We start from the raw sequence: 26880 nt of genomic DNA, 5'->3' as shown, positions 1-26880 counted from the left end.
CCATCGGTGCCATCTCCATGTGTCCACCTCTTCCTTGGTGGACACATCCTTCACACCGCGTCACTCAACCGAACAGGTGCGCGGAATTTCGCGCTTACGTTTTGATGTTCGTTCTGATCCAAAGGCTGGCAAACAACTCAAGACCGCTGCGAGTAATAGGTTGGTCCCAGTCCATCCAATTTTGAAGGACATTGGGTTGATAGCCTATCACCGAGATCGTCAATATGCAGGCGACGTGCGGCTCTTTCCTGACATCGAATTGGACGCCTTTGGACTCTATTCGGGGCGGGTCTCTCGCTGGTTCTCCCGCTTTTTAAGCACATGCGGAGCCGATGCCGAAAGGACTTGCTATCACAGCTTTCGGCACTCATTTCGCGATGGGCTACGTGAGGCAGGTGTTGAACGGGAGGTGGCGCTGCGTCTGGGTGGTTGGGCCGATTCTGGCTATGGCGCGAATGCGGTTGGGGACGGTTATGGACGTGGATTTAGCGTAGCACGGCTCGACGCTGCCATTGCAAGCATCAAGTATGCTGGCTTGGACTTGACCTATCTTATTGAAAAATCAGCAACACCCTCTGACTGACCCTTAAGTGCGACACTTGTGTGTCACATTTTTGGGTAGACGATCCCTCAAGCGACTGTTTACCCTTAAGTGCGACACTTGTGTGTCACATTTTTGGGTAGACGATCCCTCAAGCGACTGTTTTTCGACGCTTTTATGAGAAATGGTGCCGCTTAGGTGAGGTGAACTCGATGGGGCTTCGTGTTGCTCTGACATGATTTGGTTTTCCATTATTTTTCAGTGTTGGCTTTTCGAGTCCGCTTAGGTGACCCACACTCGTGACCACATCCGGCCCGTCAAGAAGAGCCTTTGTCAGCGCTTCGTGCGCAGCGCGCGAGTGTGAGTTGAGGCTGGCGAGCAGGGTCTTGACCCAACGCTGATCATCGTCGCCTTGAGCATGGGTTTCATTGACATGGGCGTCTTGACGGGCAGGATGTGGTCACGAGTGTGGGTCACCTAAGCGCACCATTTTCCCATTTTACACGCAGAAATTCGCACCCTTTGATCGGGGGTGGTGCTCCGCTTTTGCTATGCTTTGGGGGAGCATCGATTTGAGGTTGCAGGAAACGCAACGGGGGCTGCGTCGTTCGCACTTGCGGCAAATCGTGTTGCTGTGGATAGAGAAGGTGCCTTTCAGGCATCCTCTCCCAAACTTTTCAAAGGGTCGGCGCAAGCCGACCCCTTTTTTTGGTCAGCCCGGCGCCGTCGGCCTGCTGCCGATCCGTCTGGGGCGTTTGCTTGGGGCTAAAAGGCAGGCTAGGGGCAGTTCATGTGCCAATTGCGACAGGAACCGTGCCGATGATCCGAGCCAGAGCGCTGCCCCTGTTGGTGCTGGCAACTTCGGTGATTTCCGCGTGCGCTGGGCCGATAGAGACTCATGCTGGCATGGACGGCGTTGCGCTTTCCGGCCTGGCGACGATTGCCGTGGTGTCTGCCGGGGGCGCGGGAGTGGCTTCTGATGAGGCGACATCTGCGGTGCAGAAAGTGCTGGCGCGGCGCGGTGTGGTTCTGTCAGATGCGGCGGCTGCGCGGCTGACTGTGGCCATTGCCGAGCGTCCGGCCGGGCTTGCACTGCTGACCGACGGTGGAACGGTGCTGTCCGGTGCCAAAGCCAAGCGGCTGTTCCAGAACTGTGAAGATCGGACTCACCGGCTGCTGCTGGTTTTGGAAACTGCCGGTGCGGCACCGGTGCGGGCCTGGGCCGAGGAAGACCATTGCAAGGGCGACCTTGCCGCCAGCGTGATGCCGCTGGCCGAGCGTGCCGTGGCGGCGCTTGTTGACGACCGGACGGGATTGACCCTGCGTTCAGGGCGCGACTGATCGTCCTCTAGCCTGCTTCAAGCTCGTCCTCCAGCAGCGCCAGTGGCAATTCCATGCAGAACTGCGCGCCAAACCCTTCGTGGTGCCGGTAAGTCACGCGCCCGCTGTGGCGCAGGGCAATGGTCTGTACGAAGGCGAGGCCCAGGCCAAGGCTGCCAGTCTCGTCTGCTGCACGGCCCTCGGCATAAAGGGCGAAGGGATTGGCCATGCGTCCGGGGGGCATTTCCGGCCCTGGCCCTGCCACCGTCAGGATCGCGCAACTGCCTGCCGTCTCAACGCCAAAGCAGACGGTTGCAGCATCTGGGGCGAATTTAACCGCGTTTTCAAGCAGGTTCAGCACGGCGCGCAGGATCATGCTGCGATCTCCCATAACCCAGATCTCGCCGTCGACGCATTCGTCGCGCACCATGACTTGCCTTGCGCGTGCTCGTGGCCACACCATGTCCGCCGCCTCGCGCGCCACGTCGCATAAATCGACGGGTTCTGGTTCCATGGGCCGCCGTCTGGCGCGGGATAGCTGGACGAAATCGTCGGCCAACTTGAGGGCATGGCGTGCATGAAGGCGGATGGCGTCGAGTGTGGCAGCGGGAGGGGGGCTGGTCTTTCCGCCCAGTTGTTCCGTCTCCAGCAAGGTCACGATGGCCGCGTTGGGCGAACGAATATCGTGTGAAAGGAATTGCAGGATATCGTCACGCTCTTCTGCGATGCGCTGCAGGTCGGTAACATCGGCATAGCTGAAAATTCTGTAGTCTCCGGAAAAGTCCGCAGTTTCCGGCAGGAAGAAGCGGCCTTGCGCATCCCGCAGGAGGCCGTGGTCATTTTCTCGCACCGGGGAGAGGCCTGCTGCCACCTCGGCAATCCGCCGTCCTGCCAACTTATCGCCAAACAGCGTTGTGGCTGCCCGGTTGCCAAGGACGATCCGACCTTCGCGGTCCACCACGCAGATTGCTGCCGGCAGCCACTCCACCGCTTCGCTGACAAAGCTGCGCAAGTGGCGCAACTGTTCGATCAGATCGGCAAGCCGGTTGGCGTCGCGCGAAACGATATCGCCCCCTCGCCGGGAAACTGTCGTTGTCAGAGCAAGGCCCGGCTCCTTCTCCAGCGCGGCGCTGCGGGCAAGCACGAACTGCGCGATGACATTGAGGCGTCGCCATCCCCACAGGATGTGCGCCGCCATCAATCCCGCGATGGCACCGGCGGGAGGCAGCCAGACGTGGGCAATCACGAGCAGGCCAAGACTGATCGCTACCATGCCGATGGCCAGCCCCGTCGCCAGCCAGAAGCTTGAGGATGGTGAAAGACGCAAAAATCCGGCCATCAGCACGATCAGTGGGAGCAGCGCCAAGGCTGCGCGTTGCTGGCGCGGCAGAGTGCGAATGGCGGTCCCCTGCAACTGCGTGTTGAGCAGATTGGCTTCGATCTCCACGCCTGAAAGCAGCCCCCCCGCCATGCGTGGCACGGGTTGCTGGTTGGCAAGGCCGGGTGCGGTTGCGCCGATCAGCAGCAGTTTATCGCGCACGAGCGCGGGCGGCACTTCCCCGGCGGCGAGGCTGGCAAAGGAAATGCGGCGAAAATCCCCGCTCAGAGCGTAGTTGATCCGTGTCTCTGCCCCCGTTTCGAAGCCCGTCGAAGGGGCAAGTAGTGTATAGAGCGGGGGCAAATCCTCACGGCCACTGGCAAGGGCTGGCAGCATCTTGCGGATCACGCCGTCGTTGTCAGGCAACAGTTCCACAGACCCGAAACCTGCGGCGGCCGCCTCCAGCATCGGTGGGGGCAACTGCTGTGCAATTGTACGGCCCATGGCATCCTGTTCGATCAGGGCGGGCAGATAGACCGGTGCTGCCCGGATAATGGCCTGTGATAACTGCGCATCCTGAGGGGACTCGTCGAGAAACAGGACGCTGTAGGCAATCGCCTTGGGCCGATATTGCGATACCACGTCCAGCATCCGCGCGTGTTCGCTGCGGGGCCATGGCCAACGCCCAAGCGCGCGCAGGCTTGGCTCGTCGATCTCGACGATCAGGATGCGATCGTCCACCGGCGGGGCGACAAGTCGCAAGGCCTGATCATAGATCGGGTTGTCCACCATCGACAGCCGCTGGTTGGCCGTGGACAACCACGCCAGCGCGCCTGCGACAAGCGCGACGACGAACCATTCGCCATATAGCCGCCGTTGCAGCACGCGTTATTCCGGCGCAGCCACAGTGAGCTTTTCGAAAGGCAGCCAGTTTTCGACAACTTCACCGCCAGCTTCCTGTCGCAGCCCGACGCGCCAGCGATATACGCCGGCGGGCAGCGCGCGCAGGCGGACACCGCCACCTTCAAGCCCCGCTTCGTTGATCAGCCACGCTGCAGCTTTCCCTGATGCATCCGGCACCGGACCAAGCTGGAAACTATAGGTGCGGCGTCCTTCGCCTTGGCCGCCCCATGAAAAGCGCATGGTGTCAGCATCAACCTGCGCCGAAGCGGTGACCCCGGCAAGGATACGACGCATGGCGAATGTTTGCGGCACTCCTTCAAGGCCGGATGGGGCGAGCGCGCTTGCACGGACGAACAGGCTACCGTTGGGGATGTTGGCAAAAGCGAATGTTATGGCGTCGGTCTGTTGTTCTGCCAGCACTTTGGTGAAGCCGGCATCTTCGGCAATTTGCAGGCGGTATCCGCGCGCGCCGGAGAGGGGGACGATGGTGAGTTGCACCATCGGATCGGTCTGCACACGGCCCGGTTGAACCAGATCGGGGGCTGCGAGCAGGTGCTCTGTCCCCAGATCACCGTTGGGCGAGACCACTGCGCCAATGCCCTCGGTCAGGCTGGTTTCCGTACCGATCGCAGCGCTGCTTGCCGCCACGGTGCCCTCGAGCACTTCGGCCAGCGAGGTATCTTCGCCATAGCCGACGCGGAAGCGGGTGCCGCGCACTGCCGCCAGCGCGCGTGGTGTGCGAATACGAAAGCGGTTGTTGCGGTCGGTCCCGAGCGGGCTTGCGGTCGTTTCCACCTTTCCGCCATCAACAGCCAGATCATAGTCCAGGCTGCCCGTCAGCGTGATGCGGTGGAGCCGTGTGATCCGCAAGCGCGTGCGTGTGGGCATTGAAGTGCGCGAGCCGTTGGGCAGTTCCATCGTGACAAAGCCGTCCGCGCCAGTCTCGATCAAGGCTCCCGGTGCCAGTTCGCTGCCGACGCGCGGTGTGGTCTGTTGCCCGGCCTGCTGCACCGCCACATCGCCGCGCACCGCGACGATCCGTGCAGCAAGCGGTTCCGCGCGCAGCAGGTCGACCGGAATACGCAGGACCGTGCCAACTGGAATGCGGCGCGGATCGGAAATGCGATTGATCCGCTGCACCACGCGGTAGTTTTCCGGTCGGGAGAGCGATTGCTGGGCAAGCGTAAACAGGCTTTCGCCCTTGCGCAGGCCATATTCGATCATGTCCTGCGGGCTGGGGGTGACGATCGCCTTTACCCGCGCGGATTTGGCGAACGCGGGATCAAGGCAGCACAGCAAAAGGCCAAGCGGCACAATGCGGCTGATCGCAGACATTGCAACTGAGGAACGGCTCATCAGCACGCCTCCAGACGATAGCCATAGTTGAACACGGTTTGCAGCCGAAAGCCGTTTTCCGATCGCAGTTGCAGCTTTGTGCGGATGCGTGAGACGTGCATGTCGAGTGTGCGCGTGGACAGATCAGCCATTGATTTCCACACGGCCTCCATCAGGTATCCGCGTGAAAGCGGTTTGTGCTGGTTGGTGAAAAACAGGTAGGCCAAAGCAAACTCCTTGCTGGTCAGCACGATCGGGGTGCCGTCCAGTGTTACCGTTTCGCCCGTGCGGTCAAACTCGTAGGTGCCGAACCGTTCGAACCGCTCCAACGTTGGCCGGGGTTGCACGCGGCGCAGTACGGCGTGAACCCGTGCCGTGATGACAATGGCGGATTCGGGCTTCACAATATAGTCGTCAGCACCCGCATGAAGCGCCGCAGCGACATCGTCCTTGTCTGACCGGCTGGTGAGCATGATCACCTGCGGGCAGGGCTCGATCCTCGCCTGCACCCATGTCAGGATTTCCATGCCGGACATATCGGGCATGTTCCAGTCCAGAATTAGCAAATCGAATGTTTCACGCGCAAGGGCAGTGATCAAGTCTCTGCCACGCCTGAACGACACGCTGCGGAAGCCCTCCGCATCGAACAGCCGCGATACGAACTGGAGCATTGTGTCGTCATCATCAACGATTCCGATTTTCATGCTCTGCCCTGATCACAATTCCAGATGCTGCCATACTCGCAGTGCTTGCGCTGGTAACGGCAAAGTCACGCAGTTTACATCTGTTTACAAACAAACTGCCGGTTTGTCGTTTAGGTATGCGGCAACGGGGTCGGTGGAGCAGAGCAATTGAGACAGGCAGCAGGCAGTTCGCAGGCCAAAAAGACGCCATCATGCTGAGGCTGTTGGCGGCTCCAGGCCTGTCGCTCGTACTGTGGGTTCTGATCAGCGTGACTGTGCTGATCCTGAGTTGACGGTTCCGAAAATGATTGAGGATGAAACCTGTCGCGCATTGCGCCGACAGAGTGAACATCCGGCAAGCCGCAGCTATCCGGGGGGCAGCGGCGGCAATAGATAAAGCCCTCGGGTCGCGCCGTGTCAGGACCGTATGTGCTCAGCACATGCGGTCCGGCTTTCCATCGCATCGTAAACTTGCAGGGTCCGATCAGATGCCAACTGTCCACATGCTGCAAAATCGCTTTGAGGAGCGTGGGTCCGCGATGAATCTTTACAAGATTGCAAAAGGATATCGCCGCCACCTGCAAGACTGCGAGGACATTATTCCCGGCCTGCAACCTGCAGGCGCCGGATGGATCATGATGGCCGAACTTTACATCGCTTCGCTGGAAAACCGCGAGATGTCGGTCTCTGGCGTATGCGTTTCGGCGGGTGTCCCTTCCACAACTGGCCTGCGCTATCTCGACATGCTGACCGGCGTGGGGATGGTGGTGCGTATGCCTGACGAGAATGACCGTCGTCGGTCATGGATACGCCTGACCGATGCGGGGTTGCGCGCTGTCGAACTGGTGTTGACTGGCTTTGCAAAGACCATTGATGAAACGCGGGGCGACGGTTCCCGGTAACAGCCCTCAGGGCTTCGGCGCAGCCAGCAGGCTCTTCATTGGCCAGAATGACAACGTGTGCTCATCATGTGCGCTAGTCCACACGCCCTTGGGAGTATAGCGCAGCGCGCCGCTGCCTGCCGCTTTGCCATAGCGGCCACTGACGGACATTGTTATCGGATCGATCTCTGCAAAGACCTGATCGTCGGTTGTGCGTAGCCACACCTTGCCGCCACCAGTGTCGATGTCCCCCCACTTCAAGTTCGCACCCACTTTCACCCGGCCCACAACTTGCCCGGAGCCAGGATCTGCGCGGACCAGCGTGCCATCGCCCTGTTCCTGCACCCAGACGCCGCCTTCACCGGCCGCTAGAAAGCCCGGCATTGTGCCAAGCGAGGCGCGCGCGACGACAGTGTTGGTCTTGGGATCAATCTTCTGCAATGTCTGCTTCGTCGCGCTGACTGCCCAGACCGCGTCATAGCCATAGGTCACGTACCACGTGTCCGCATCGACAGGGATGTTGGCCACGATGGTGTTGGTCTTGGGATCGACACGTGCCACCATGCCTTCAGGTTTGCTGGCGATCCAGACCGAGCCCGCTCCGGCAGCGACGATCAGTTCGCCCTGCGTCTGGTTGGCGATGCCGGTGGGGATGGTGGCGACGATCTTGGCCTCTTCCAGATCAATCCGCACCAGTGTGCGTTCGGCGCAATCGGCCACCCAAAGTGATCCGAACTCGATGGCCATGGCCCCGCAAGGCTTCGCTATCGGCACTTCGGCAACCTTACCGGCCCGCGACCACTTCTCCACTTTGCCGCGATTGGTTGCCCACACGGAATCGCCATCCACGGCGAGGAAATCGGCGAAACCGGGCACGGTTTGCGCCTGTTCGACCTGCGCATGGGCAGCAGAGGCGGTGAGAGCGACAGCGAGAGCGAGCAGCTTGCGGAGCATGGGGAGGGCCTTTCGCGAGGGATCAGGACTTGGCGGCAATATAGGCGCGCCATCCGCCAAGATGCGTGATGTCTTCCGCGCCCGTCAGCGCGCGTGGCTCGGATACGAAGCCCTTTACACTGCTGCCGTCGGCCAGCGTCACAGTGCCGATTGCCAGCGGCGGTGGCACATCCACCACAAAGCTGCCGAATTCGGCGACTCCCAACTCGTAGACTTCGAGCTTTATCGCCGCGCCATCTTCGCTGAACACCAGGGCCGGTTTGGGTGGCACGCTGTCGGCGATAGCGTACAGCTTGTAGGTCGGTGCGGTTTCGAACGCGCCCACGAACGTCGCGTTGCGCGATGTCAGTTGCCAGTGCAGCGGCATACCTTCGAGGTGTGCGCCGACTACGGCGATTTTCACGGTCTGCATCTTGCCCTCCAGATCGAGCGGGGGTGGTGGTGGTAAATCGGCGGTCGCCAGCCACGCATCGGCAGTGGCCAGCAATGCCCGATCGGAATCCGCCGGGCCGATCAGCGTGATGCCAAAGCCGGTGCCATTGGCGCGTTGCCCTGCCGGAACAGCCACAGCCGCCATATCGAGCAGGTTCACGAAGTTGGTATAAGCTCCCAGATTGCTGTTGAGCGCCACCGGTGCCGCCAGCAGTTCGTTCACGCGGTAGGTCGTGCCCGTTGTGGGAAAGGCCAGCATGTCGATCTGATCGAACAGCCCATCGGCATGGCGCTTCAGTTCGGCCATGCGGTATATGCCGCTCCACAGCTCAACCGCACTTTTGTCCCAACCCGCTTCCACCACGGTGCGAACTGTCGGATCGACTGCATCGGGGTTCTCTTTGAGGAGTGTCGCGATTGCGGCAGTACGCTCTGCCACCCATGGCCCGTTATACAGCAGCAATGCGGCTTCCTGTAGCGGGGCCATGTCGATCTCAACGACGGTGGCCAGTTCCGCCAGCTTTTTCAGAGCATCGTCGTAGAGGTACTCGGATTCCAGATCGCCAAACCACAGCCGCTGTTCGCGCCGGGGCACGCCAATGACCTTGGCGGCAAGGTTGCGGTCAGCCAGCGGCTTTGACCACGGATCGGCAGGATCGAATGCTGCCAGCACCTGATCGACAAGACGCGCACCATCGGTATCGTCGGTAAAGACCGTGATGCAATCGATACTGCGGCAGGCCGGGACGAGCCCTTCAGTGGACCAGCGGCCCTTGGTAGGCTTGAAACCGATCAGATGGTTGAATGCGGCGGGTACGCGACCTGATCCAGCAGTGTCTGTGCCCAATGCAAAGGGCACCAGACCTGCCGCGACCGCAACGGCAGAGCCGGAACTTGATCCGCCGCTGACATAGGCAAGGTTGGATGCGTTGCGTGGAATGCCATAGGGGCTGCGCGTGCCGACAAGGCCGGTGGCGAACTGATCGAGATTGGTCTTGCCAACGCAAATCGCGCCTGCTGCCGTCAGCCTTTCGATCACCGTGGCGTGGGCATCGGGCCTGTAGGCAAAAGCCGGGCAGGCCGCCGTTGTTTCGAAGCCTGCAACGTCGATATTGTCCTTGGCGGCGAAGGGCACGCCGGCAAGTGGCAGATGTTCGCCTGCTGCCACCCGCGCATCGACCGCGTGTGCCTGCGAGAGGAGATCGTCTGTCGAGGCACGGCTGATCCAGATTTGCGGCTGCACTGCGTCGTAAGCAGCAATGCTGGCCAGTGTCGCTTCCATCACCGACATTGCGCTGGTTCTGCCAGACCCGATTGCTTCGGCCAAAGCTGCGGCGCTCTGCCGGAAAGACCCGCTCATGCCGCTTTCTCCAGCGCAAAGATTGGCGCGCCAGGCTGCAAAGACTGCTTTTCGCTTACGTAGAGCGCAACGACCTTGCCCGAATTGGGGCTGAGCACGGGACATTCCATCTTCATCGATTCCAGCACCGCAATCGTATCGCCCGCCTGCACCTGATCTCCGGTGGCCACGAGCAGCTTCCACACGCTACCGCCAAACGGGGCTTCGACCACGTCCGCTCCATCGGGCACGGTGATAGCGGTCTCTTGTGGCACATCGGCATCGGTGAGGGCAGACACCCGGTCAAACTCGCCGCGCGCCTGCCAATCGGCACGTTCGGCGTCGAAGGCGGCCTTGCGGTTGGCCTCGAACGCGCTGATCGCATCTGCGTTGTCGGCAAGGTATTTGCGGTAATCGGACAGGCGGAATTCTGATGGCTCGATTTTGATTGAACGCCGCCCGGTTGGGAAATCACGGCGCCATTCCGCCAGTTCCTCGGCGCTGACTGGGTAGAACCGGATCTGGTCGAAGAACCGCAGCAGCCACGGTTTGCCTTCGGTGAAATCGGCGGTCTGGCGGTGCGTGTTCCACACCTGCACGGTGCGGCCAAACAACTGATAGCCACCGGGGCCTTCCATGCCATAAATGCACATATAGGCTCCGCCGATGCCCACCACATTGGGCGGCGTCCATGTGCGGGCCGGGTTGTATTTGGTGGTGACCAGACGGTGCCGTGGATCGACCGGGGTTGCCACTGGCGCGCCCAGATAGACATCGCCCAGCCCCATCACGAGGTAGCTGGCCTCGAAAATCAGGTTCTCCACCGCCGCGACGTCTGGCAAACCATTGATCCGACGAATGAATTCGATGTTGTCCGGGCACCACGGCGCATCATCGCGCACTGCGCCCATGTACTTTTCGATAGTCTCCAGCGTTGCCGGATCGCGCCAGCTCAGCGGCAGGTGGACGATGCGCGAAGGTATCGCGAAGTCCTCCAGATCGCCCAGACGCTCCTCCGCCGCGATCAGCGCAGCCAGCGCGGTTGCCTGGTCCAGCGCTTCGCCATCGAAATGCAATTGCAGCGAACGGATGCCGGGCACAATGTCGATCACGCCGGGCAGGGCCATGCGTTCAAGCTCGGTCATCAGCGCATGAACGCGGATGCGCAGTTCGATGTCGAGCACGATCGGGCCGTATTCGACGAGGATGTTGCGATCACCCTGCTGGCGGTAAACGGTGCGCGGGCGTGTGGGTCCTTCGGGCAGGTCTGCCAGCACCGGAGTCTGCGTTGCTACCGCGCAGGTGCGGCTAGGTGGCGTTTTGGTGCCGTTTCGTAGCAGTGCCTTTTGCGCCGTTGCCGCCGCTGTCGCTTCGGGCATGGTCACCGGCACAAAGCGCACTTTGTCTCCGGCAGAAAGCTGGCCGACCTTCCACAGATCCGCTGCAATAACCACAAATGGGCAGACGAACCCGCCCAGCGATGGGCCGTCGGGGCCAAGGATGATCGGCATGTCGCCGGTAAAATCCACTGCGCCGATGGCATAAGGGTTGTCGTGGATGTTCGAAGGATGCAGCCCCGCCTCGCCCCCATCGCGCCGCGCCCATTCGGGCTTGGGGCCGACAAGCCGCACGCCGGTGCGGTTGGAGTTGTAGTGCACCTGCCAGTCAGCGGCGACGATCATGTCGATATCATCGTCGGTGAAGAAATCGGGCGAACCGTGCGGGCCGTAGAGCACGCGTAAGGTCCAATCGGTGATCAAGGCGGGCAGGGGGATCGTGGGGGGGGCGTCACTGGTCGGAGCCCCGGCCAGATGCAGCACATCGCCTGCCACCAACCGGCGCGCGGCATGGCCGCCGAACTGGCCGAGTTCGAAATTGCTGCAACTGCCAAGGTAGGGTGCGATGTCCAGCCCACCTGCAACCAGCAGGTATCCGCGCATTCCGCCGCCATTTGCGCGGCCGATGCTGAGAGTTTGGCCCGCAGCGATCTCGAATGGCTGGCCCAGCGGCACAGCGACGCCGTCGAGAGTGGCGCCGAAATCTGCGCCGGTCAGGCAGATGCGTGTGGGAGCGGAGAAGGTGAGGGTGGGACCGGTCACGGTCATTTCCAGCGCGGCCATCCCTTCTGGATTGCCGAGCAGGCGGTTGCCGATGCGGAAGGACTGGTCGTCCATCGGGCCTGAGGGCGGCACGCCGACGGCCCAGAGCTTTTGCCGACCCGGCCAATCCTGCACGGTGGTGGCGGTGCCGCCGCTGACCACGCGGATGCTTTGCGGGGTGTAGGCTACACTTTCAAGCGCGCGGGTGGACACTTCGCCGGTGGTGAAAGCGGCTGATGCCACAACCTCGCGCAGCCAGCGCAAGTTGGTCTCGATACCGTCGATCCGGCTCTCAGCCAGTGCCGCTTGCATCGCGGCTACGGCGGCATCGCGGCTTTCCGCATGGACGATCAGCTTGGCCAGCATCGGATCGTAAAAGGCGCTGACTTCGCTGCCCGCCATAACCCAAGTTTCGATACGCACGTCGTCCGGGAATTGGACGCAGGTCAACGTGCCGGACGTAGGGCGGTAATCGAGCGCAGGGTCTTCGGCGTAAAGCCGCACTTGCACCGAGTGACCTTTCGGCGTGGTCGGCGCGGTATCGAGGAAGCTGTAATCGCCGCCCGCGCCCCGGATCATCCATTCCACCAGATCCACGCCAAAGACCATTTCGGTCACGCCGTGTTCCACCTGCAACCGGGTATTCATTTCGAGGAAGAAGAACTCTTCGCGGTCGGCGTCGTAGAGGAATTCTACGGTGCCTGTGCTGCGATACTGCGCTGCTTCGCCAAGCCGGATTGCGGCGGCGTAGAGCGCCTGACGTACGGCTTCGGGCAGGAGCGGAGCGGGGGCTTCCTCAACCACCTTCTGGTTGCGCCGCTGCAAGGAGCAATCCCGCTCGCCCAGTGCCACCACGCGGCCTGCGCCATCGCCGAAAATCTGCACTTCCACGTGCCGCGCGCGTCGCACAAAGCGTTCGAGGAACACACCTGCATCGCCGAAGTTGCTCTGGCCGAGCCGCGCCACGGCGGCAAAGCCATCGCGCACATCGGCTTCGGTTTCGCACACGCGCATCCCGATGCCGCCACCGCCCGCCGTGGCTTTGAGCATGATCGGGAATCCGATGGCCTGCACTGCCGCAATGGCTTCGGCCTCATCGGTCAGCAGGTCGCTACCGGGGGCGAGGGGGAGGCCGTGCGCTGCTGCCAGTTCGCGCGCGCTGTGCTTCAGGCCAAAGGTGCGGATATTGTCCGCCGTAGGACCGATGAACACGATCCCGGTTTCCGCGCAAGCTGCCGCAAATTCGGTGTTTTCCGAAAGGAAACCGTAGCCCGGATGGATCGCGCCTGCGCCGGTCTGCTTGGCTGCCGCGATGATCTTGGCGATATCCAGATAGCTCTCGCTTGGCCGCGCCCCGCCGATGCACACCGCCTCGTCAGCTTCGGCCACATGCAGCGAGCCTTCATCCGCCTCGGAATAGACCGCGACCGAGCGCAGCCCCATGGTGCGCAGCGTGCGGATGATCCGGGTGGCAATCGCGCCCCGGTTCGCGATCAGAACAGTGTCAAAGGTCATGCGGCCACGATCATGCGAACGGGGGTGGGATTGAAGGCGTTGCAGGGGTTGTTGATCTGCGGGCAGTTGGAGACGACGACGATCACGTCCATGTCGGCGTAGAGGTCCACGGTCAGCCCCGGCGCGGAAATGCCATCGACGATCCCCAGCGCCCCGTCAGACTCGACCGGCACGTTCATGAAGAAGTTGATGTTCGGGACGATATCGCGCTTACCCCGTCCTTCGAGCAGGTTGGCCTCGAGGAAGTTCTCCACGCAGGCATGTTGCGACTTGGTGTGATGTCCATAGCGCAAGGTATTGGATTCACATGAACATGCCCCGCCAATCGTATCGTGATAATCCACCGCTGATGCTTCGATGGTCATCATTGGACGGCCTTCGTTGGACATCAGTTTGGTGCCCGTGCGCAGGAACAGGTTGCCCTGTGCCGCCACGGTATCCTGCGCGCTGTAGCGTTCGGTATCGTCGGCTGCACTGTAGAGCAGGAAGTCGACCGCCTGATTGCCTTCAAGATCGACGATGCGCAGGGTCTGCCCTTTGGTGACGTGATAGAGCCACGGCGCACGTGCGGGCACAATTTCGTCGTGGACGATTGTGGCGGAAAGGCCGGAGAGGTGGGGATCACTCATCTGATAGTTCCTCGCGTCAGCGGCGGTAGTAATCTTCAACGTTCAGGAAGGCGCGCAGGCCCTCTGGCGTCGCGTTGCGGATGGGATCGGACTCGGTCGTTGCCGTTCCACGCCAAGCGGTCGCGCGCAGTGGCGTCACCGAATATTCGGGCCTTGGATCAAGCACATGTGGGCAGTTGGCGATCACCACGATCACGTCCATCTCTGCCCGCAGCACGACACTGCGTCCCGGCGCAAAGGGGCCGACCTGCGGTGTAATTGCGCCGTCCAGTTCAATCTTCGTGCTCTTGAACAGGTTCACACATGGATGAACGTCGCGCCGCCCCAGACCGTGCTTGGCGGCGCCCAGCAAAAAGCGGTCGCGCCCGTTGGGATAGGACCCGCTGTTGCGGCCTTCGCCATATTTCGCGGCGTTCGTGGCAGCGTTCGACGTGCCGCTGAAGCAATCATGCGTTTCGGCATCGTCGGCCTCAATGCTCATCAGCACGCGGCCCATGTCTGACAGTAGCAGCTTGCCCGCAGCCAGATAAGCGTTCCACTGCACCTTGACTGTATCGGCCACGTTCAGCCGCTCTGTCGGCATTTCTGTGTTGAATACTTGCAGCCCGGCGCAGGCATCGCCTTTCACGTCGATCAGCCGCAAGCGGCTCCCGCGCGCCAGCTTTCGGCTTGCATATCCGCCTTCCGCAATAGTCTCTTCCCACACAACATCATCGGCAGAAACGCCTTCAGGCAAGTCTGTAGCCACAGGTGGCAGCACCGGCATGGCTTCCACCACAGTGCCGCCCATGCTGCGCGCATGATCACTCGCACGGCAGCGCCTTGAACCAGCAGCACTTCGAGCGACTGGTCATCCTGCAGGAACACGTGCTGCGAGGAGATCACTTCCTTGAGGTATTGCGCCTGTGTCTGAGCGAGCTGATGTCGCACCCGCCCCCGGTCGCCGCGATAGATCACGGTAATTGTGCCCGCGAGCGTCTCTTCCGGCCGTGTATAGGCCTCGTGCGCAGCAAGGGCGTGACGGATGAGTTCGGCGATCAACTGTGAGCGCGAGGGCAGGCGGCGTTCGTCCACCATCATGTCCAGCTTGCGGAACAGGCTGGCGGGCAGGCTCATGCTCAGGCGGGCGAGAGGTTCGGGCGAAGGGGTCACGCCTCGTCCTCCGCTGCGGGTTCTTCCGCAGGCGCAGGCTTCACCAGCGGCAGGTCATAGACCGCCGTTGCGCCGAAGCGGTGCGGCGCATGGGGATCGTGCCGACGCTTGTCGAGCGCCAGCACGCGTGTTCCCAGCGTGAAAGCCTCACGGATATCGTGCGTCACCATGATGACGGTGAGGTCGTATTGCCGCCACAGCTTAGTGATGAGCGCGTGCATGTCGGCGCGAATGCCGGGATCGAGCGCCCCGAACGGTTCATCCAGCAACAGGATGCGCGGGCGCTTTATCAGAGCCTGTGCAATGGCGAGCCGCTGCTGCATCCCCCCTGACATCTGCGCGGGATAAAGGTGCATACTGTCAGCCAGACCCACGGCAGCCAGCATTTCAGCCGCTTCTGCTTCAGCCGCCTTGCGCTTTGCGCCAAACAAGTGGGCAAGTAATGGCGCGGCGGTGCATTCCAGCCCAAAAACCACGTTGGCCAGCACGGTCAGGTGCGGGAACACCGAATATTTCTGGAACACCACGCCCCGGTCCGGTCCGCATTCGGGTGGCAGCGGCGCGCCGTCCAGCGTGATTGTGCCGCGTGTGGCCTGCTCCTGCCCAAGGATCACGCGCAGGAACGTGCTCTTGCCCGCGCCCGATGGTCCGACGACCGAGACGAAGGAGCCTGCCGTCACATCGAGATCGACCTTTTCGAGGACGATGCGGTCGCCGTATTCGACCCACACGTCCCGCAGGGAAAGAAGCGCGCTCAATGTGCTGCTCCGTGCGCCCAGGGAAAGGCCTTGGTGCTGAGCTTCGAAAGCGCAATGTCCATCACGATGGCCAGCAGCGCGATCCACGCGACATAGGGGATGATCACGTCCATCGAGAGATAGCGGCGGACGAGGAAGATACGGTAACCAAGGCCGACGTCAGACGCGATGGCCTCTGCCGATATCAGGAACACCCATGCCGGGCCAAGCGCCAGTTTGAGCGCCACGATGAGCCGGGGCAAGGCTTGGGGAAGGGCCACACGCAGCAGGATTTGCCAGCTTCCTGCGCCCAATGTCTGCGCTTTGACGATCTGCTCTCGCGGCAGGGCGCCCACGTGGCCTGCCACATCGCGCACCATCACCGGGGCAATGCCGATGACGATGAGCGCCACCTTGGCCGTTTCACCAAGGCCCAGCGCGATGAACAGGATCGGCAGCAGCGCAATGGGAGGGATCACAGCGATGCCGGTCACCAGTGGCCCGAACATGGCGCGGACCGGCGGCAGTGCGCCCAGCACCAAGCCCACCAGCAATGCCATGAGCGTGGCAATGCCAAGGCCGAGGCCGAGGCGCTGCAGGCTGGCCAGCGTATCGGCCCAGAACACCAGATTGCCACTGAGCGCATCCGGCGTGCCCATCATTTTCCAGATGGCCGACGCCATGGCACCGGGAAGCGGAAGGATCTTGTCGGCGGGGTTCAGGGCATGGCGCTGGGCCGATGCGATGAGATATGTGATTGCCAGCAGGGCGATCGGGATGGCTCCAAGCCCGAAAGCCTGTCTGCGTCCGATCTGTCGGTTTACCCAGCGCATTTTTGCGCCTCCAGAATGCACGGGTTGAATGCGGTGCGGCTCACAGCTTGCCGTCAGCGGCCAGCTTCATGAAGCTTTCGTCAAAGCGCAGGGTGACGCGCGCCGGATCGCCCAACGTGACGCCGCCGGGGAATGCCATGCCGACCGCATCGGCAGATGTTGCGCCTTGGAACAGGCCCTTTGAAAAGCTGAAATCGCGGACCTTGGTCATCGTGGTGATCAGCGTTGGCGCGGATGTGGCGGCCACGGCTTCCTTGGCATCGATATAGAGGCGTGTGGTCTTTAGCTGCGCGTCGAACACGTCTGGCGTGGTTCCGGCCAGTTTTGCCATCGCCGCGCGGGCTTCCTTGCCCTGCGCATCGTCACGCATCATCAGGCCGACAGTTTCATACCATATGCCTGCCAGCGCTTTACCAAGATCGGGATTGGCCTTGAGCGTGGCTGTATCAACCACCAACAGGTCGAGGATTTCGCCGGGAATGTCGGCAGAACTGAAGACTTGCGTCGCGCCCGCCTGGCCACTCATGACAGAAAGCTGCGGGTTCCACGCCACGGCGGCCTTGGCATCGCGGCTGGCAAAGGCCCCGACAATGTCGGCGTCGGACGTATTGATCGTGCGCACATCGGTCAGCGACATGCCATTGGAATTGAGCGCGCGGGCGAGCAGGTAGTGCGAAACGGAAAGCTCGACGAGGTAGACCGACTGCCCTTTGAGCGCGGCAACGGTGTTGCCGCCCTTCAGCAGCACGCCATCGTTGCCGTTCGAATAATCGCCGACGATGATTGCGCTGGTGTCCTTGCCGCCCGCTGCCGGAATGGTGAGCGCGTCCATGTTCGCCACGGTCACGCCATCAAATTTGCCAGCGGTGTATTGGTTCACCGATTCAACGTAGTCGTTCACCTGTACGACGTTGATTTTGATGCCGTACTTGTCGGCCCACTTCTTCACGATGCCGGCCTGTTGTGCATAGGGCCAGGGCATCCATCCGGCATAGATCGACCAGCCAATGCTGAATTCGGTGCGCTTCGGCGCGGGCATGTCAGCCGAAGGCGAACACGATGCCGCCAGTAGCGTCGCTGCGATCAGAAGTGTCTTTCCTGTCTTGCCGATCAGCCTGAGCACTGGTGATTCCCCTTTTGCACTGCAACACGGCTTTGATGGGGGAAATTGCCGGGGCTGCGTATTACGCTTTTTGCGTATGGTAATAACGGTTCTGTGCCGTGATACCGCCCTGCCAAGCGTTGTGGCCTGCGCCGTCAGCCCCGTCAACGCGGCGTTTTGGCGTTCGCTTACGTCATACGACGTATGCTATGAATATTGGCGCACCGATTAGGTTGTTTCGAACAATCAGAGGGCAAGTTGCAGATGAAAGCTGACTTGAAAAGGCGCGCAGTTGATTTGCTGCCACCGTTGATGGTGGCGCTGGTTGTTGCTTTCTGGGCTTTCGCCCCGGCTGACTGGGTGAAGAACACCTGGGTTGTGACCGGTGTGAGTTCTGCGATCACGCTGACCGTTCTGCTGCTGGAAGTGCCGTTGGAAAGGCACGCAGGTTGGCGGCTCAACCGGCGGGAATTCTTCACGGACCTGTTCTATGTGGTGCTGAGCGCGACGATTATTTCCAAGGCAACCAATTTCCTTGCCGAACAGCCGTTGGATTCATTGAAAAAATCGTGGGGTATTGCAACGCCTTGGGCCGAACAGATGCCTTGGCTGTTGCAAGTGGCGCTGGTCGTTTTTCTCGTAGAATTCGGGCAGTACTGGATGCACCGGTTGATGCACAATTCCACGCCGTTCTGGCTGACACACGCGCCGCATCATCACATCACGCAGTTGAATGCGATGAAGGGGGCGGTCGGCAATCCGATCGAACTCTGGCTTATCAGTCTGAGCGTGGTGGCGCTGTTCGATCTGAACCAGTCCGCCGCTTTGGCGGGGTACAGTGTGATGGGCGTCGTCTCTACATTCGCCCATGCCAACGTGCGGTCAAACCCACCGCTGTTCTATTCGTTCTTTTTCACCACAATCCGCCATCACAGCCTGCACCATTCGGTCCCCTATGAGGATACGCGATGCAATTATGGTAATTCACTGATCGTCCTCGATCGCATCTTTGGTACCTACAAGGAAGGTGAGGCGTCGCTTGTCGGGCAGGATGATCGGCGGCGGCTTTCGATCAAGGAGCAGTGGTTATTTCCGTTTGTGCCACTGCTTGAAAAGTACAAGGCTCGTAAATCGGGAAAGTCGCAACGCGCTGCCTGAAGTGCCGGTCATTCGGCCAAAAGCGACTTGATAATCTGACTTGAAAAACAAGCCCATTTTTGTCTGTCTGCAATTGGTTCCGAGTGGGCGACAAGCCCCAAATACCGTGTTGCCCGCAATTCTTTCGCATGTTCTACTCTGTTGCCGTTCGTCAAGAACGCGCAGAAAATCGGAAGAAGGGTGGATGCAAATGAAGCACTGTTTTCAACACGTTATGCTGTCGACCGCTACCTTGCTCCTTGCTGCGTGTGGTGGCGGGGGAAGCGCTGAAAAGGCAGCGGACGACACGGCTGCACCAACAGCTCAAACCACGACAGCAGCTGCTCCCGCACCTGCGGCGGCAACCAGCGCAGCAGCGCCCACGGCAGACTCAACCGATACTCTTGATGGAACTACCCTTGCATCGCTGACACCCGATGTGGCCCATGGCAAAACTGTGTTCGCACAGTGCAAGGCTTGCCACACGGTCGAGGCTGGCAAGAACATGGTCGGCCCGTCGCTGGCAGGGATTGTTGGCCGCGCAGCAGGTTCTGTTGCCGGGTTCAGCTACTCGAACGCCAACAAAAACAGCGGCATCACGTGGACGCCTGAAAAGATGTTCCAGTATCTGGAAAAGCCCGCCCGCGTGGTGCCCGGCACGAAGATGGCTTTCGCAGGACTGTCCAAAGCGCAGGATCGCGCTGATGTAATCGCCTATCTCAAGGCTCCGAACTGAGATTATTGGGCCGACAGACGCATAAAAGGGCGCGAACCTAAGCAGTTCGCGCCCTCTCTGTTTTCTGGGCGATCAGGCTGCGGCGGAACGTCGTGCCAGTTCACACTGCGACCAGATGTCGCTCAGCGCCTCGATCAGCTTGTCCACGTCGCCATCGCTGTGAACCGGCGAAGGGGTGATGCGGAGGCGTTCGGTACCGCGCGGAACGGTAGGGTAATTGATTGGCTGAACATAGATGCCGTGGTTGTCCATCAGCCAGTCGCTGATGCGTTTGCACTTGTGTGGATCACCCACCATCACCGGGATGATGTGGCTGGGGTTGGGCAGGTGTGGAATGCCCATCGCGTCAAGGCGACGGCGTACTGTTGCCACACGCTCCTTGTGCCGCGCCCGTTCCATCTCGCTGGCTTTCAGGTGTCGGATGCTGGCGGTTGCTCCAGCTGCCAATGCAGGTGGAAGGGCGGTCGTGAAGATGAACCCGCTGGCAAATGTGCGGATGAAATCGCACAGCGCAGCGGAAGCAGCGATGTATCCGCCCATAACGCCAAAGGCCTTGCCCAGCGTGCCCTCGATCACGGTAATCCGGTCCATCAGGCCTTCGCGTTCGGCCACACCACCGCCGCGCGGGCCATAGAGCCCGACTGCGTGAACTTCGTCGATGTAGCTCATCGCGCCGTGCTTTTCACAAACGTCGAGGATTTCGGCGATGGGGCCGATGTCGCCGTCCATCGAATAGACGCTCTCGAACGCCACCAGCTTGGGCACGTCGGGGCCGTATTCCGACAGGAGCTGGTCGAGATGGGCGACATCATTGTGGCGCCAGACGCGGCAAGTGGCGCGGGAGTGGCGGATGCCTTCGATCATCGAGGCGTGGTTAAGTGCATCGGAGAACACGACGCAGCCGGGGATTTTTGCGCAGAGCGTGCCAAGACCTGCCCAGTTCGAGACATAGCCGCTGGTGAACAGCAGCGCGGATTCCTTGCCGTGAAGATCGGCCAGTTCCTGTTCGAGCAGGACGTGGTGGTGGTTAGTGCCCGAAATGTTGCGCGTGCCACCTGCGCCAGCGCCGCATTCGTCGAGAACCTTGTGCATCGCATCAAGCACTGTCGGGTGCTGGCCCATGCCAAGGTAGTCGTTTGAGCACCACACGGTGACCTGCTCGGTGCGATCGTCGACATAGCGCGTGGCGTGCGGGAATTTGCCGCAGCGCCGCTCGATCTCGGTAAAGATCCGATAGCGTCCTTCGTCCCGGACCGCGTCCAGCTCCCCCTGGAAGTATGCTTCGTAATCCATGTCGTCGGTCCTCTTCGTATGTTCTCGTTGGAGTACGTTATGCGAATTCAATTTGCTGCACGGCGCGAAGGCAAGGCCCAGCCCCACAGCGCCCCGTCGCGAATCGGCAGGGCTAGAAACAGGTGTTCGAGTGCCCCAAGCGCGGTGAGCGCGAAGAGCAGGCTGGCCCCTGCTGCACTGGCGCTGCCCTCTGGCGCATTGAGCGCGATCAAACCGAGCCACAATGCGAGGCCTGAAGTTGCTGCAATCGCGAGAAAAAGTTCGATGCCCATGCGGCGCGGACCGAAATAGGTCTTCAGGTAGGCAAGATGCGGCGGGAAAATCTCGGTGCTCATGTTCGGCACGCCGAAGAAGATCACGATCTTGGTGGAGAGCCGCATGACCAGCAGGAGCGTGAACGTCATCGCGCCAAGCTGGTTTGGCGCGTCCCAGCTGAGCGATATCAGGCCCAGCGCGCTGAGTGCCAGAGCGATCTCGTGCCAGGCAATGGCGCTGACAGCGTGGAAGAACCGTTCAAGCCCCCGCGCGTTTGGCGGGCAAGCCTCGCGGCGGGGACCGGTGATCGCGCCGGTGAGGAACGTGATCTCGTGCCATGACCAGATCAGGATGGCCCCGGCGAACGCCGCATAGACGCCCAGCAACGTGGCCGATTTCATCGTCAGTGCCACGAGGACCAGTCCGCCAACGCCCGCAATGCCCGCCAGCAGCAGGCTGAGCGGGAAAGTGCGCCGTTCACGGTTGTCCGCCCATGCGATCAGGCCGGTTGCAAGGAACCAGACCGCGATCGTGGCGACGACCGGCAGGACATGGCCGGTCCAGCTTACCACGCGGGCTGCATCCGCACCGTGGCAGGCAGTTCGTTGGTGCGTGGGCGCAGCAGATACATCCGCGCGAAGTTGAAAGCCGCTCCCACCGTGCCCGAAGCCCGCCGCAGAGCGCCGGAAAGGCCACCCTGCTGCTTGCCTGCTTCGATCTTCTGGCTGGCCACCAGCAGGCGGTCCATCGCACGGCGGAAGCGGGGATCATCGGTATCGAGTTCTACGGGGAAGACCTGACGGCTGATCGCGGTGCAGATCGAAAAAACGTTGTAGTCATAGGTCTTGGGATCAAGGCCCAGTGCCTTGTGAAACACCGGGCGCGCATGATCGCGCACATACATGGTGGAATAGACCGCGAGCAGAAAGAACCGCACCCACAGCTTGTTCATGCCGGAAACCAGCTTGGGATCGGCGCGCAGCAACAGGGCGAAGGCCTCGCCGTGGCGGAATTCATCGTTGCACCACGATTCGAACCAGTTGAAGATCGGGTGGAAGCGCAGCTCTGGATGGGCTGCCAACTGACGATAGATCGCGATGTAGCGTGCATAGCCGATCTTCTCGGACAAATAGACCGAATAGAAAATGAACTTCGGTTTGAAGTAGTGGTACTTCTTGGCCTTGGTAAGGAAGCCGAGGTCGATGCCGATGCCTGCGTCCTTCAGCGCTTCGTTGATGAAGCCGGCGTGGCGGCTTTCATCGCGGGCGAGCAGTTTGAACAACTGCTTCATGTCCGGGTTCTTCGTCCGCTTCGCCATTTCGGCATAGAGGATGCAGCCGGAAAATTCGGACGTCAGCGAGCTGACGAGGAAATCGGTGAATTCGGCACGCAGTTCGGGTTCAAGGCCTTCGATGATCCCGGCAAAACTGCCTTCGCGCTTGAAGTGCAGTTTGTTGGGATCGCTGACCATTTCGGCAATCAAGGCGTCCCATTCCTTGCGCACCAGCGACACATCGATGGAATCGAGCGCCGCGAAATCGGTGGTGTAGAAGCGCGGGCTGAGCACGGTTTCGTGGCTCACCATAGCATGAACATCAGGCTTCACCGGAGCAGCGGCGACATCATCGGACGGCGGCGCGATAACGACATGCGCGTTCATTTCAGGCTCCCAGGATTGAAGCTGACTTCATAGAGTTCAGTTAGGCCAAGATAGGCCACAAGCCGCGTCCAGCCCCGCAGCAGCGGCCCGGCGCGCACGACCGTGGCCATGCGTTCGATCACAGCGCTTTGGCCGAAAGGAATGCGGATCGGTTCGCCGTGGACGCGCACCCGGTCACCGGGGTGGACCACCACTTCGCCCGCCAGTTCGACATGCGCATGGAAATGCGCCTCGCTCTGCTCTACCGCGATGCGGCAGGGGACATCGAAGGCGCGGCGCGCTGTCATGCAGTTGTACTTTTCGGCTGGGTCTTCAGAAACTTGGCAAATGCGGCGCGGTTATCAGGGCCGAAAGAGCCGAGTTCTACAGAACGATCTGTGGCGGGGTCGAGCAGCGAGAGTGAGCCATTGGTCCACAGCGCCAGTTCGAACGGCGTGGCTTGGCCCATGCCCTTCATTTTGCGTTCGCGGGCCATGCCCCGCATCACGCCGCGCACGAAGCCGCTGCCATCGTTTTCGCCCATTAGCACGGCGAGCGTTTCACCGCTGTCAGTGTCTTTGACCACAACTGCCCCATCGGCCCGATCCTCGAACGCGAGGTGGCGCGTTTCGACGGCGACGACACCTGCACTGGCGCGTTCAACCGCAGGCACAGCCTCGTGGTTCAGCACGCCGACCTGCACCAGCGCGGTGAGCGACAGCGTGGTGGCGACCAATGCGCCTGCGAGGATCAATGCCGGGCGCGGGACGGTGTTTTCGTGATCGTGGACGAGGCTCATGCTGCGGCTCCTTGCAGGCCGTGGTCACGCGCCGGGGCGGGCTTGGCAGCGCGCTGGGGTGCCGTAACCTGATGCGGAACGACTGCTGCACAGGCGCTGGCCAGCACAGATGCAACGGCCTGGGCGTCGGGCAGGGCGCGCAACATCGGCTGCGGCTTTGACAGATGCCACGGGCGGGCATGTGGCCACAGCATGGCAAGGCCAAGGCGATGGCTACCGGTGAGGACCAGCGCGATATCGCCATGACCTGCCTGATGATTGCGCAAATTGGCCGAGCCGATCAGCGCCAGTGGCAGGTTGATGCACTTGTTTAGCGCAATGCCGACACGCAGCACCACGCGGCGGTTGGTGATGGTATAGACCGTGGTGCGCGCCACTAGCACGGCGAACAGCGCCAGCAGGCCTTGGGTGATCGCTCCGCCAATCACCGCTGCCGCCGCGCCAATCAGCTTGCCGCTGGCCAGCCCAAGCAGGGCCAGCGCGGCGAAATAGGCGCTGATCCAGCGGGTGTGCAGTGCGGTGCGGGCGAATGTCCGCCATTCGGGCGAACCCTGCCACAAGATGCGTTCGCCTGCGGGAAGGTCGCCCGGAAGGCCTCGGATCGGTTCGTGGTCGTATTCGGTCACATCAGTGGCTCCAACCGGTCGGCGTTGGCATAAAGATAGCCAGTGCCGAAGTAGGCGACGGTCCGTTCTTCCTCGTACCGGGTGATTTCGCCGGGGTTGGCCGGGAAGGGCGCTCCTGCGAAATCGGCGGCGTTGATCGCGCTGATAATCACGGCGTTCTTGCGCACCACGGCCATCGGCATGGGGGCAAGCACTGTCTTGCCGCCAGTATCGACTGCGAGATAGCGCACCATGTGCTCGGCGCGATCGACCCAAAGATCGGTGACGACGCCAGCTTTCAGGCCGTCTGCGCCGTAGACCGGAAGCCCGCGCGGATCGGTGCTGGCCGTGGCGACGGTGATTTCCGGCACCAAGCCCATTGGCACGATGCGCGGATTGCCGTGGGCATCGATATCGGGCCACTTGGCGCGATCTGCATAGGAGCCGGGGCCGACACCAGCGGCGAATACATCACCTTCAGGCGTGAAGGGCGCGCCGCCAAAGTTCTCACGGCGCTTGGCGTTGATCTCGAAGGGATCGCGGTTGACGTTGGGGACGGTGACTTTGCCCTTGCCGAACGGCAGGATAAAGGTCTTGGGGGCGGCGGCAGAGAGCGGCCCGCCTTCGGGGCTGAGGCGTCCTGTCAGCGCGTCTTCCAACGGGTAGCCTTCGCGGCGGTCTTCACGGCGCAGCCAGAAGACCAGCGCGATGAAGAAGCCGATGAAGGTGATCATCGCGATCTGTGCGGCATCAATTGTGCCGACGATATTGCCACTGTTCATTTCAGTTTCCTTCCCGCGTTCTGTTGGCCCGCGTTTTTATGGCCCGGCTCATGTGGGAAATTCCGTCAGGCCAAAGCGATTGCCGCCCACGTTGCTGCCGGTTGTCCGGGCGGCCGCCGGGGTCTGGCCCACCAACGGGCCAAGCACGATGAGCGTGGCAAGCAGGAGGCAGATTTCGATGATGTATATGGTGGCATAGCCGGTGCTGCGGTGGGCCAGCGTGTGGCCCAACCCGTCTGCAACGGCGAGTGATGAGACGACATCGCGCAGTACCCCGCCAAGCGCAATGGCGAGGCCCGCAGACGTGGTCTGCACCGCGCCCCATGCGCCAAGTGCAAGGCCTGCGGTCTGGCTGGTGGATAGCGCCATTGCGGTGGTGAGAGTGCCGACGAGGAACAGGCCAGCCCCCGCGCCGATCAGCGTAGCGCCTAGACCGAGCGCCACTGGGCTGCCGAGCGGTGCGGCGAAGATCACCAGTATGAAAGCCGCTATGCCAACAACCACGCCGTACCCAGCGACGCGCAGACTGTCTGTCCCGCGCCCGAGCCAGCGGGCGGACAGGGTGAAAGCTACCAGTGCGCCCAGTGCCCATGCACCGGTCAAGCCGGTGGTCGCGCCGACCGAAAGGCCGAGAATTTCTCCGCCATAGGGTTCGAGCAGCGCGTCCTGCATGGCGAAGGCTGTTGCGCCAAGGCCCACAGCGGCAAGCAGGCGAATGGTGACAGGTCGTGCGGTAAAGGACTGCCAAACTTCGGAAAAAGCGGGGCGGTAGGTATCAGCTGAGGCGGTTGCCGTGCTGCGTGCTTCCTGCTTCCACAGTGCCACAAGATTCAACACTAATGTGAGCACGGCAGCGCCCTGAATGACCTGCACAAGCCGGGTGGGCGTAAAATCAACCAGCAGACCGCCGATCACCAGCGATGACAGCATCATGCCAACCAGCAGTGCGAGATAGAGCAGCGATACGGCACGCGGGCGGCGCTCATCGTCCACCAGATCACCGGTAAGAGCGAGGCCTGCGGTTTGCGTAGTGTGCATTCCAAATCCTGCGAGCAGGAAGGCGAGTGTGCTCGCGGTGACGCCGATACTGAAGAGGTTCGGATCTGACATCAGCAACAGGGCGAAGGGCATGATGGCAAGGCCGCCGAACTGCATCAGCGTGCCGAACCAGATAAAGGGCACACGCCGCCAGCCCAGCACCGAACGATGCGTGTCCGAGCGGTGACCGATCAGCGCGCGAAACGGCGCGGCCAGCAGTGGAATGGCGATCATCAGTGCAACCAGCCAGGCCGGAATGCCAAGCTCGACGATCATCACGCGGTTGAGCGTGCCGTTAAGCAGCACCATCATCATGCCGACGCTGACCTGAAACAGCGAAAGGCGCAGCAGGCGCGATAGCGGTACTTGGGCACTGGCCGCATCGGCAAAGGGCAGCCAGGTGATCGCCACCCGGCTCCATTTTGCAGAAAAGGCCTGCCTTTGCCGCATCAGCGCTTCACCAGTTCCATCGCGTGTGATTTGTAAAACCCGCTGGAAATGCGGCCGCTGCGGCGGACTTCCCAGCCATCGAAGCCTGAAAGAGCGGTTCTTAGGTCACTCTCGGCAATCGGCACGATGGCAGGCGACCGGTCCGAGCGGGGGAAGACCTTTCCAACAGTGTGCATTGCGCCGAGCAGCGGTGTGTACGGCGCGAAAGTGAACAGGATAGAGCCGGTGCAGCGGCGGGTGAGGGCTGAGAGCGCCCAGACCATGTCAGGTAAGGTATAGGGAACCTCGAACAATGTGGTTTCCGGCTGACGCTGGTGGCGTGATGGCTATTCTGCGGGCGCTGACGCCGATTTTGGTTTACTCGGTGCCCTGA

The 26880-nt window shown here is 61.5% G+C and carries 25 protein-coding genes and 1 pseudogene; 5 read left to right on the top strand and 21 right to left on the bottom strand.

From position 1 onward, the window contains the following. Positions 1–583: pseudogene (locus tag B7X90_RS14550) on the top strand (hypothetical protein); the annotation flags it as partial. A gap of 777 nt (positions 584–1360) precedes the next feature. After that, positions 1361–1882 carry a hypothetical protein gene (locus B7X90_RS14545; protein ID WP_292625580.1) on the top strand — a complete coding sequence of 174 codons (522 nt, stop codon included), beginning with the start codon at positions 1361–1363 and terminating at the stop codon, positions 1880–1882. Positions 1883–1889: 7 nt separating this feature from the next. Here B7X90_RS14545 and B7X90_RS14540 read toward each other — a convergent pair whose 3' ends face one another. The 3 genes from B7X90_RS14540 to B7X90_RS14530 are packed head-to-tail and all read right to left on the bottom strand — an operon-like array spanning position 1890 to position 6121. Then, positions 1890–4064 carry a CHASE2 domain-containing protein gene (locus B7X90_RS14540; RefSeq protein ID WP_292625578.1) on the bottom strand — a complete coding sequence of 725 codons (2175 nt, stop codon included), beginning with the start codon at positions 4062–4064 and terminating at the stop codon, positions 1890–1892. Positions 4065–4067: 3 nt separating this feature from the next. Then, positions 4068–5438 carry a FecR domain-containing protein gene (locus tag B7X90_RS14535; RefSeq protein ID WP_292625576.1) on the bottom strand — a complete coding sequence of 457 codons (1371 nt, stop codon included), beginning with the start codon at positions 5436–5438 and terminating at the stop codon, positions 4068–4070. After that, positions 5438–6121 (bottom strand): response regulator transcription factor, encoded by a 684-nt coding sequence (locus B7X90_RS14530; RefSeq protein ID WP_292625574.1) that lies wholly within the window; start codon positions 6119–6121, stop codon positions 5438–5440. Before B7X90_RS14530 ends, B7X90_RS14535 begins: the two co-directional genes overlap by 1 nt. Positions 6122–6639: 518 nt before the next feature. On the opposite strand from B7X90_RS14530, the gene B7X90_RS14525 reads away from it, so the two are divergent. Next, positions 6640–7002 carry a winged helix DNA-binding protein gene (locus B7X90_RS14525; RefSeq protein WP_292625573.1) on the top strand — a complete coding sequence of 121 codons (363 nt, stop codon included), beginning with the start codon at positions 6640–6642 and terminating at the stop codon, positions 7000–7002. A gap of 6 nt (positions 7003–7008) precedes the next feature. Here B7X90_RS14525 and B7X90_RS14520 read toward each other — a convergent pair whose 3' ends face one another. From B7X90_RS14520 to B7X90_RS14480, 9 genes are read right to left on the bottom strand one after another with little or no spacing between them, the layout of a single operon-like run. Next, positions 7009–7935, bottom strand: a complete 927-nt coding sequence (locus B7X90_RS14520) for a YncE family protein (RefSeq protein ID WP_292625571.1) — start codon at positions 7933–7935, stop codon at positions 7009–7011. A gap of 22 nt (positions 7936–7957) precedes the next feature. Beyond that, positions 7958–9727, bottom strand: a complete 1770-nt coding sequence (gene atzF / locus B7X90_RS14515) for an allophanate hydrolase (RefSeq protein WP_292625569.1) — start codon at positions 9725–9727, stop codon at positions 7958–7960. Further along, positions 9724–13320 carry an urea carboxylase gene (uca, locus tag B7X90_RS14510; RefSeq protein WP_292625567.1) on the bottom strand — a complete coding sequence of 1199 codons (3597 nt, stop codon included), beginning with the start codon at positions 13318–13320 and terminating at the stop codon, positions 9724–9726. The genes atzF and uca overlap by 4 nt, the downstream gene beginning before the upstream one ends. Continuing rightward, entirely contained in the window at positions 13317–13949 is a 633-nt protein-coding gene (locus B7X90_RS14505; RefSeq protein ID WP_292625565.1) for an urea amidolyase associated protein UAAP2, read from the bottom strand. Before B7X90_RS14505 ends, uca begins: the two co-directional genes overlap by 4 nt. Before the next feature lie 16 nt (positions 13950–13965). Next, positions 13966–14697: an urea amidolyase associated protein UAAP1 gene (locus B7X90_RS14500; RefSeq protein ID WP_292625585.1), complete on the bottom strand. Its 732-nt coding sequence runs from the start codon at positions 14695–14697 to the stop codon at positions 13966–13968. Continuing rightward, entirely contained in the window at positions 14583–15065 is a 483-nt protein-coding gene (locus B7X90_RS14495) for a CopG family ribbon-helix-helix protein (RefSeq protein WP_292625583.1), read from the bottom strand. The genes B7X90_RS14500 and B7X90_RS14495 overlap by 115 nt, the downstream gene beginning before the upstream one ends. A gap of 32 nt (positions 15066–15097) precedes the next feature. Then, entirely contained in the window at positions 15098–15859 is a 762-nt protein-coding gene (locus tag B7X90_RS14490; RefSeq protein ID WP_292625563.1) for an ATP-binding cassette domain-containing protein, read from the bottom strand. Next, positions 15856–16671, bottom strand: coding sequence for an ABC transporter permease (locus B7X90_RS14485; protein WP_292625561.1), 816 nt, complete (start codon positions 16669–16671; stop codon positions 15856–15858). Before B7X90_RS14485 ends, B7X90_RS14490 begins: the two co-directional genes overlap by 4 nt. 40 nt (positions 16672–16711) lie before the next feature. Beyond that, positions 16712–17794 (bottom strand): putative urea ABC transporter substrate-binding protein, encoded by a 1083-nt coding sequence (locus B7X90_RS14480; protein WP_292625558.1) that lies wholly within the window; start codon positions 17792–17794, stop codon positions 16712–16714. A 243-nt stretch (positions 17795–18037) separates the two neighbouring features. On the opposite strand from B7X90_RS14480, the gene B7X90_RS14475 reads away from it, so the two are divergent. Then, complete coding sequence (locus B7X90_RS14475) at positions 18038–18931, top strand: sterol desaturase family protein (protein WP_292625556.1); 894 nt, start codon at positions 18038–18040, stop codon at positions 18929–18931. Between the two features lie 190 nt (positions 18932–19121). Then, positions 19122–19646: a cytochrome c family protein gene (locus B7X90_RS14470; RefSeq protein WP_292625554.1), complete on the top strand. Its 525-nt coding sequence runs from the start codon at positions 19122–19124 to the stop codon at positions 19644–19646. A gap of 72 nt (positions 19647–19718) precedes the next feature. Here B7X90_RS14470 and hemA read toward each other — a convergent pair whose 3' ends face one another. From hemA to B7X90_RS14425, 9 genes are all read right to left on the bottom strand, one after another. Further along, positions 19719–20939, bottom strand: coding sequence for a 5-aminolevulinate synthase (hemA, locus tag B7X90_RS14465; protein ID WP_292625552.1), 1221 nt, complete (start codon positions 20937–20939; stop codon positions 19719–19721). Positions 20940–20986: 47 nt separating this feature from the next. Next, on the bottom strand, positions 20987–21766 hold the full coding sequence (puhE, locus tag B7X90_RS14460) for a putative photosynthetic complex assembly protein PuhE (RefSeq protein WP_292625550.1): 780 nt from the start codon (positions 21764–21766) through the stop codon (positions 20987–20989). After that, entirely contained in the window at positions 21760–22779 is a 1020-nt protein-coding gene (gene acsF / locus B7X90_RS14455; RefSeq protein WP_292625582.1) for a magnesium-protoporphyrin IX monomethyl ester (oxidative) cyclase, read from the bottom strand. Before acsF ends, puhE begins: the two co-directional genes overlap by 7 nt. 71 nt (positions 22780–22850) lie before the next feature. Beyond that, entirely contained in the window at positions 22851–23141 is a 291-nt protein-coding gene (locus B7X90_RS14450) for a hypothetical protein (protein ID WP_292625548.1), read from the bottom strand. Continuing rightward, the gene (gene puhC, locus B7X90_RS14445; protein WP_292625546.1) at positions 23138–23632 is read right to left on the bottom strand and encodes a photosynthetic complex assembly protein PuhC; all 495 of its coding nucleotides are present in this window, start codon (positions 23630–23632) and stop codon (positions 23138–23140) included. Before puhC ends, B7X90_RS14450 begins: the two co-directional genes overlap by 4 nt. After that, positions 23629–24258 (bottom strand): photosynthetic complex putative assembly protein PuhB, encoded by a 630-nt coding sequence (puhB, locus tag B7X90_RS14440; protein ID WP_292625544.1) that lies wholly within the window; start codon positions 24256–24258, stop codon positions 23629–23631. The genes puhC and puhB overlap by 4 nt, the downstream gene beginning before the upstream one ends. After that, positions 24255–25019, bottom strand: coding sequence for a photosynthetic reaction center subunit H (puhA, locus tag B7X90_RS14435; RefSeq protein ID WP_292625542.1), 765 nt, complete (start codon positions 25017–25019; stop codon positions 24255–24257). Before puhA ends, puhB begins: the two co-directional genes overlap by 4 nt. Positions 25020–25067: 48 nt before the next feature. Further along, a complete protein-coding gene (locus B7X90_RS14430) occupies positions 25068–26507 on the bottom strand; it encodes a BCD family MFS transporter (protein ID WP_292625539.1) in 1440 nt (479 codons plus the stop codon). Continuing rightward, the gene (locus B7X90_RS14425; RefSeq protein WP_292625537.1) at positions 26507–26800 is read right to left on the bottom strand and encodes a hypothetical protein; all 294 of its coding nucleotides are present in this window, start codon (positions 26798–26800) and stop codon (positions 26507–26509) included. Before B7X90_RS14425 ends, B7X90_RS14430 begins: the two co-directional genes overlap by 1 nt. Positions 26801–26880: the final 80 nt, after the last annotated feature.

The sequence above is a fragment of the Novosphingobium sp. 17-62-19 genome (genome assembly GCF_002256775.1).
In the GTDB taxonomy this organism is placed as follows: Bacteria; Pseudomonadota; Alphaproteobacteria; order Sphingomonadales; family Sphingomonadaceae; genus Novosphingobium.
The sequence above is the reverse complement of the archived record's forward strand: the minus strand, read 5'-3'. Positions and strand labels throughout refer to the sequence as shown.

Bases quoted from the DNA above. Each gene is read 5' to 3' on its own strand.
- B7X90_RS14520 (WP_292625571.1), bottom strand. From the start codon at position 7,935: ATGCTCCGCAAGCTGCTCGCTCTCGCTGTCGCTCTCACCGCCTCTGCT.
- B7X90_RS14545 (WP_292625580.1), top strand. From the start codon at position 1,361: ATGATCCGAGCCAGAGCGCTGCCCCTGTTGGTGCTGGCAACTTCGGTG.
- atzF (WP_292625569.1), bottom strand. From the start codon at position 9,727: ATGAGCGGGTCTTTCCGGCAGAGCGCCGCAGCTTTGGCCGAAGCAATC.
- B7X90_RS14430 (WP_292625539.1), bottom strand. From the start codon at position 26,507: ATGCGGCAAAGGCAGGCCTTTTCTGCAAAATGGAGCCGGGTGGCGATC.
- B7X90_RS14485 (WP_292625561.1), bottom strand. From the start codon at position 16,671: ATGCGCTGGGTAAACCGACAGATCGGACGCAGACAGGCTTTCGGGCTT.
- B7X90_RS14530 (WP_292625574.1), bottom strand. From the start codon at position 6,121: ATGAAAATCGGAATCGTTGATGATGACGACACAATGCTCCAGTTCGTA.
- B7X90_RS14475 (WP_292625556.1), top strand. From the start codon at position 18,038: ATGAAAGCTGACTTGAAAAGGCGCGCAGTTGATTTGCTGCCACCGTTG.
- puhA (WP_292625542.1), bottom strand. From the start codon at position 25,019: ATGAACAGTGGCAATATCGTCGGCACAATTGATGCCGCACAGATCGCG.
- B7X90_RS14470 (WP_292625554.1), top strand. From the start codon at position 19,122: ATGAAGCACTGTTTTCAACACGTTATGCTGTCGACCGCTACCTTGCTC.
- B7X90_RS14505 (WP_292625565.1), bottom strand. From the start codon at position 13,949: ATGAGTGATCCCCACCTCTCCGGCCTTTCCGCCACAATCGTCCACGAC.
- puhC (WP_292625546.1), bottom strand. From the start codon at position 23,632: ATGAGCCTCGTCCACGATCACGAAAACACCGTCCCGCGCCCGGCATTG.
- hemA (WP_292625552.1), bottom strand. From the start codon at position 20,939: ATGGATTACGAAGCATACTTCCAGGGGGAGCTGGACGCGGTCCGGGAC.
- acsF (WP_292625582.1), bottom strand. From the start codon at position 22,779: ATGGTGAGCCACGAAACCGTGCTCAGCCCGCGCTTCTACACCACCGAT.
- B7X90_RS14525 (WP_292625573.1), top strand. From the start codon at position 6,640: ATGAATCTTTACAAGATTGCAAAAGGATATCGCCGCCACCTGCAAGAC.
- uca (WP_292625567.1), bottom strand. From the start codon at position 13,320: ATGACCTTTGACACTGTTCTGATCGCGAACCGGGGCGCGATTGCCACC.
- B7X90_RS14495 (WP_292625583.1), bottom strand. From the start codon at position 15,065: ATGAGCCTGCCCGCCAGCCTGTTCCGCAAGCTGGACATGATGGTGGAC.
- B7X90_RS14535 (WP_292625576.1), bottom strand. From the start codon at position 5,438: ATGAGCCGTTCCTCAGTTGCAATGTCTGCGATCAGCCGCATTGTGCCG.
- B7X90_RS14450 (WP_292625548.1), bottom strand. From the start codon at position 23,141: ATGACAGCGCGCCGCGCCTTCGATGTCCCCTGCCGCATCGCGGTAGAG.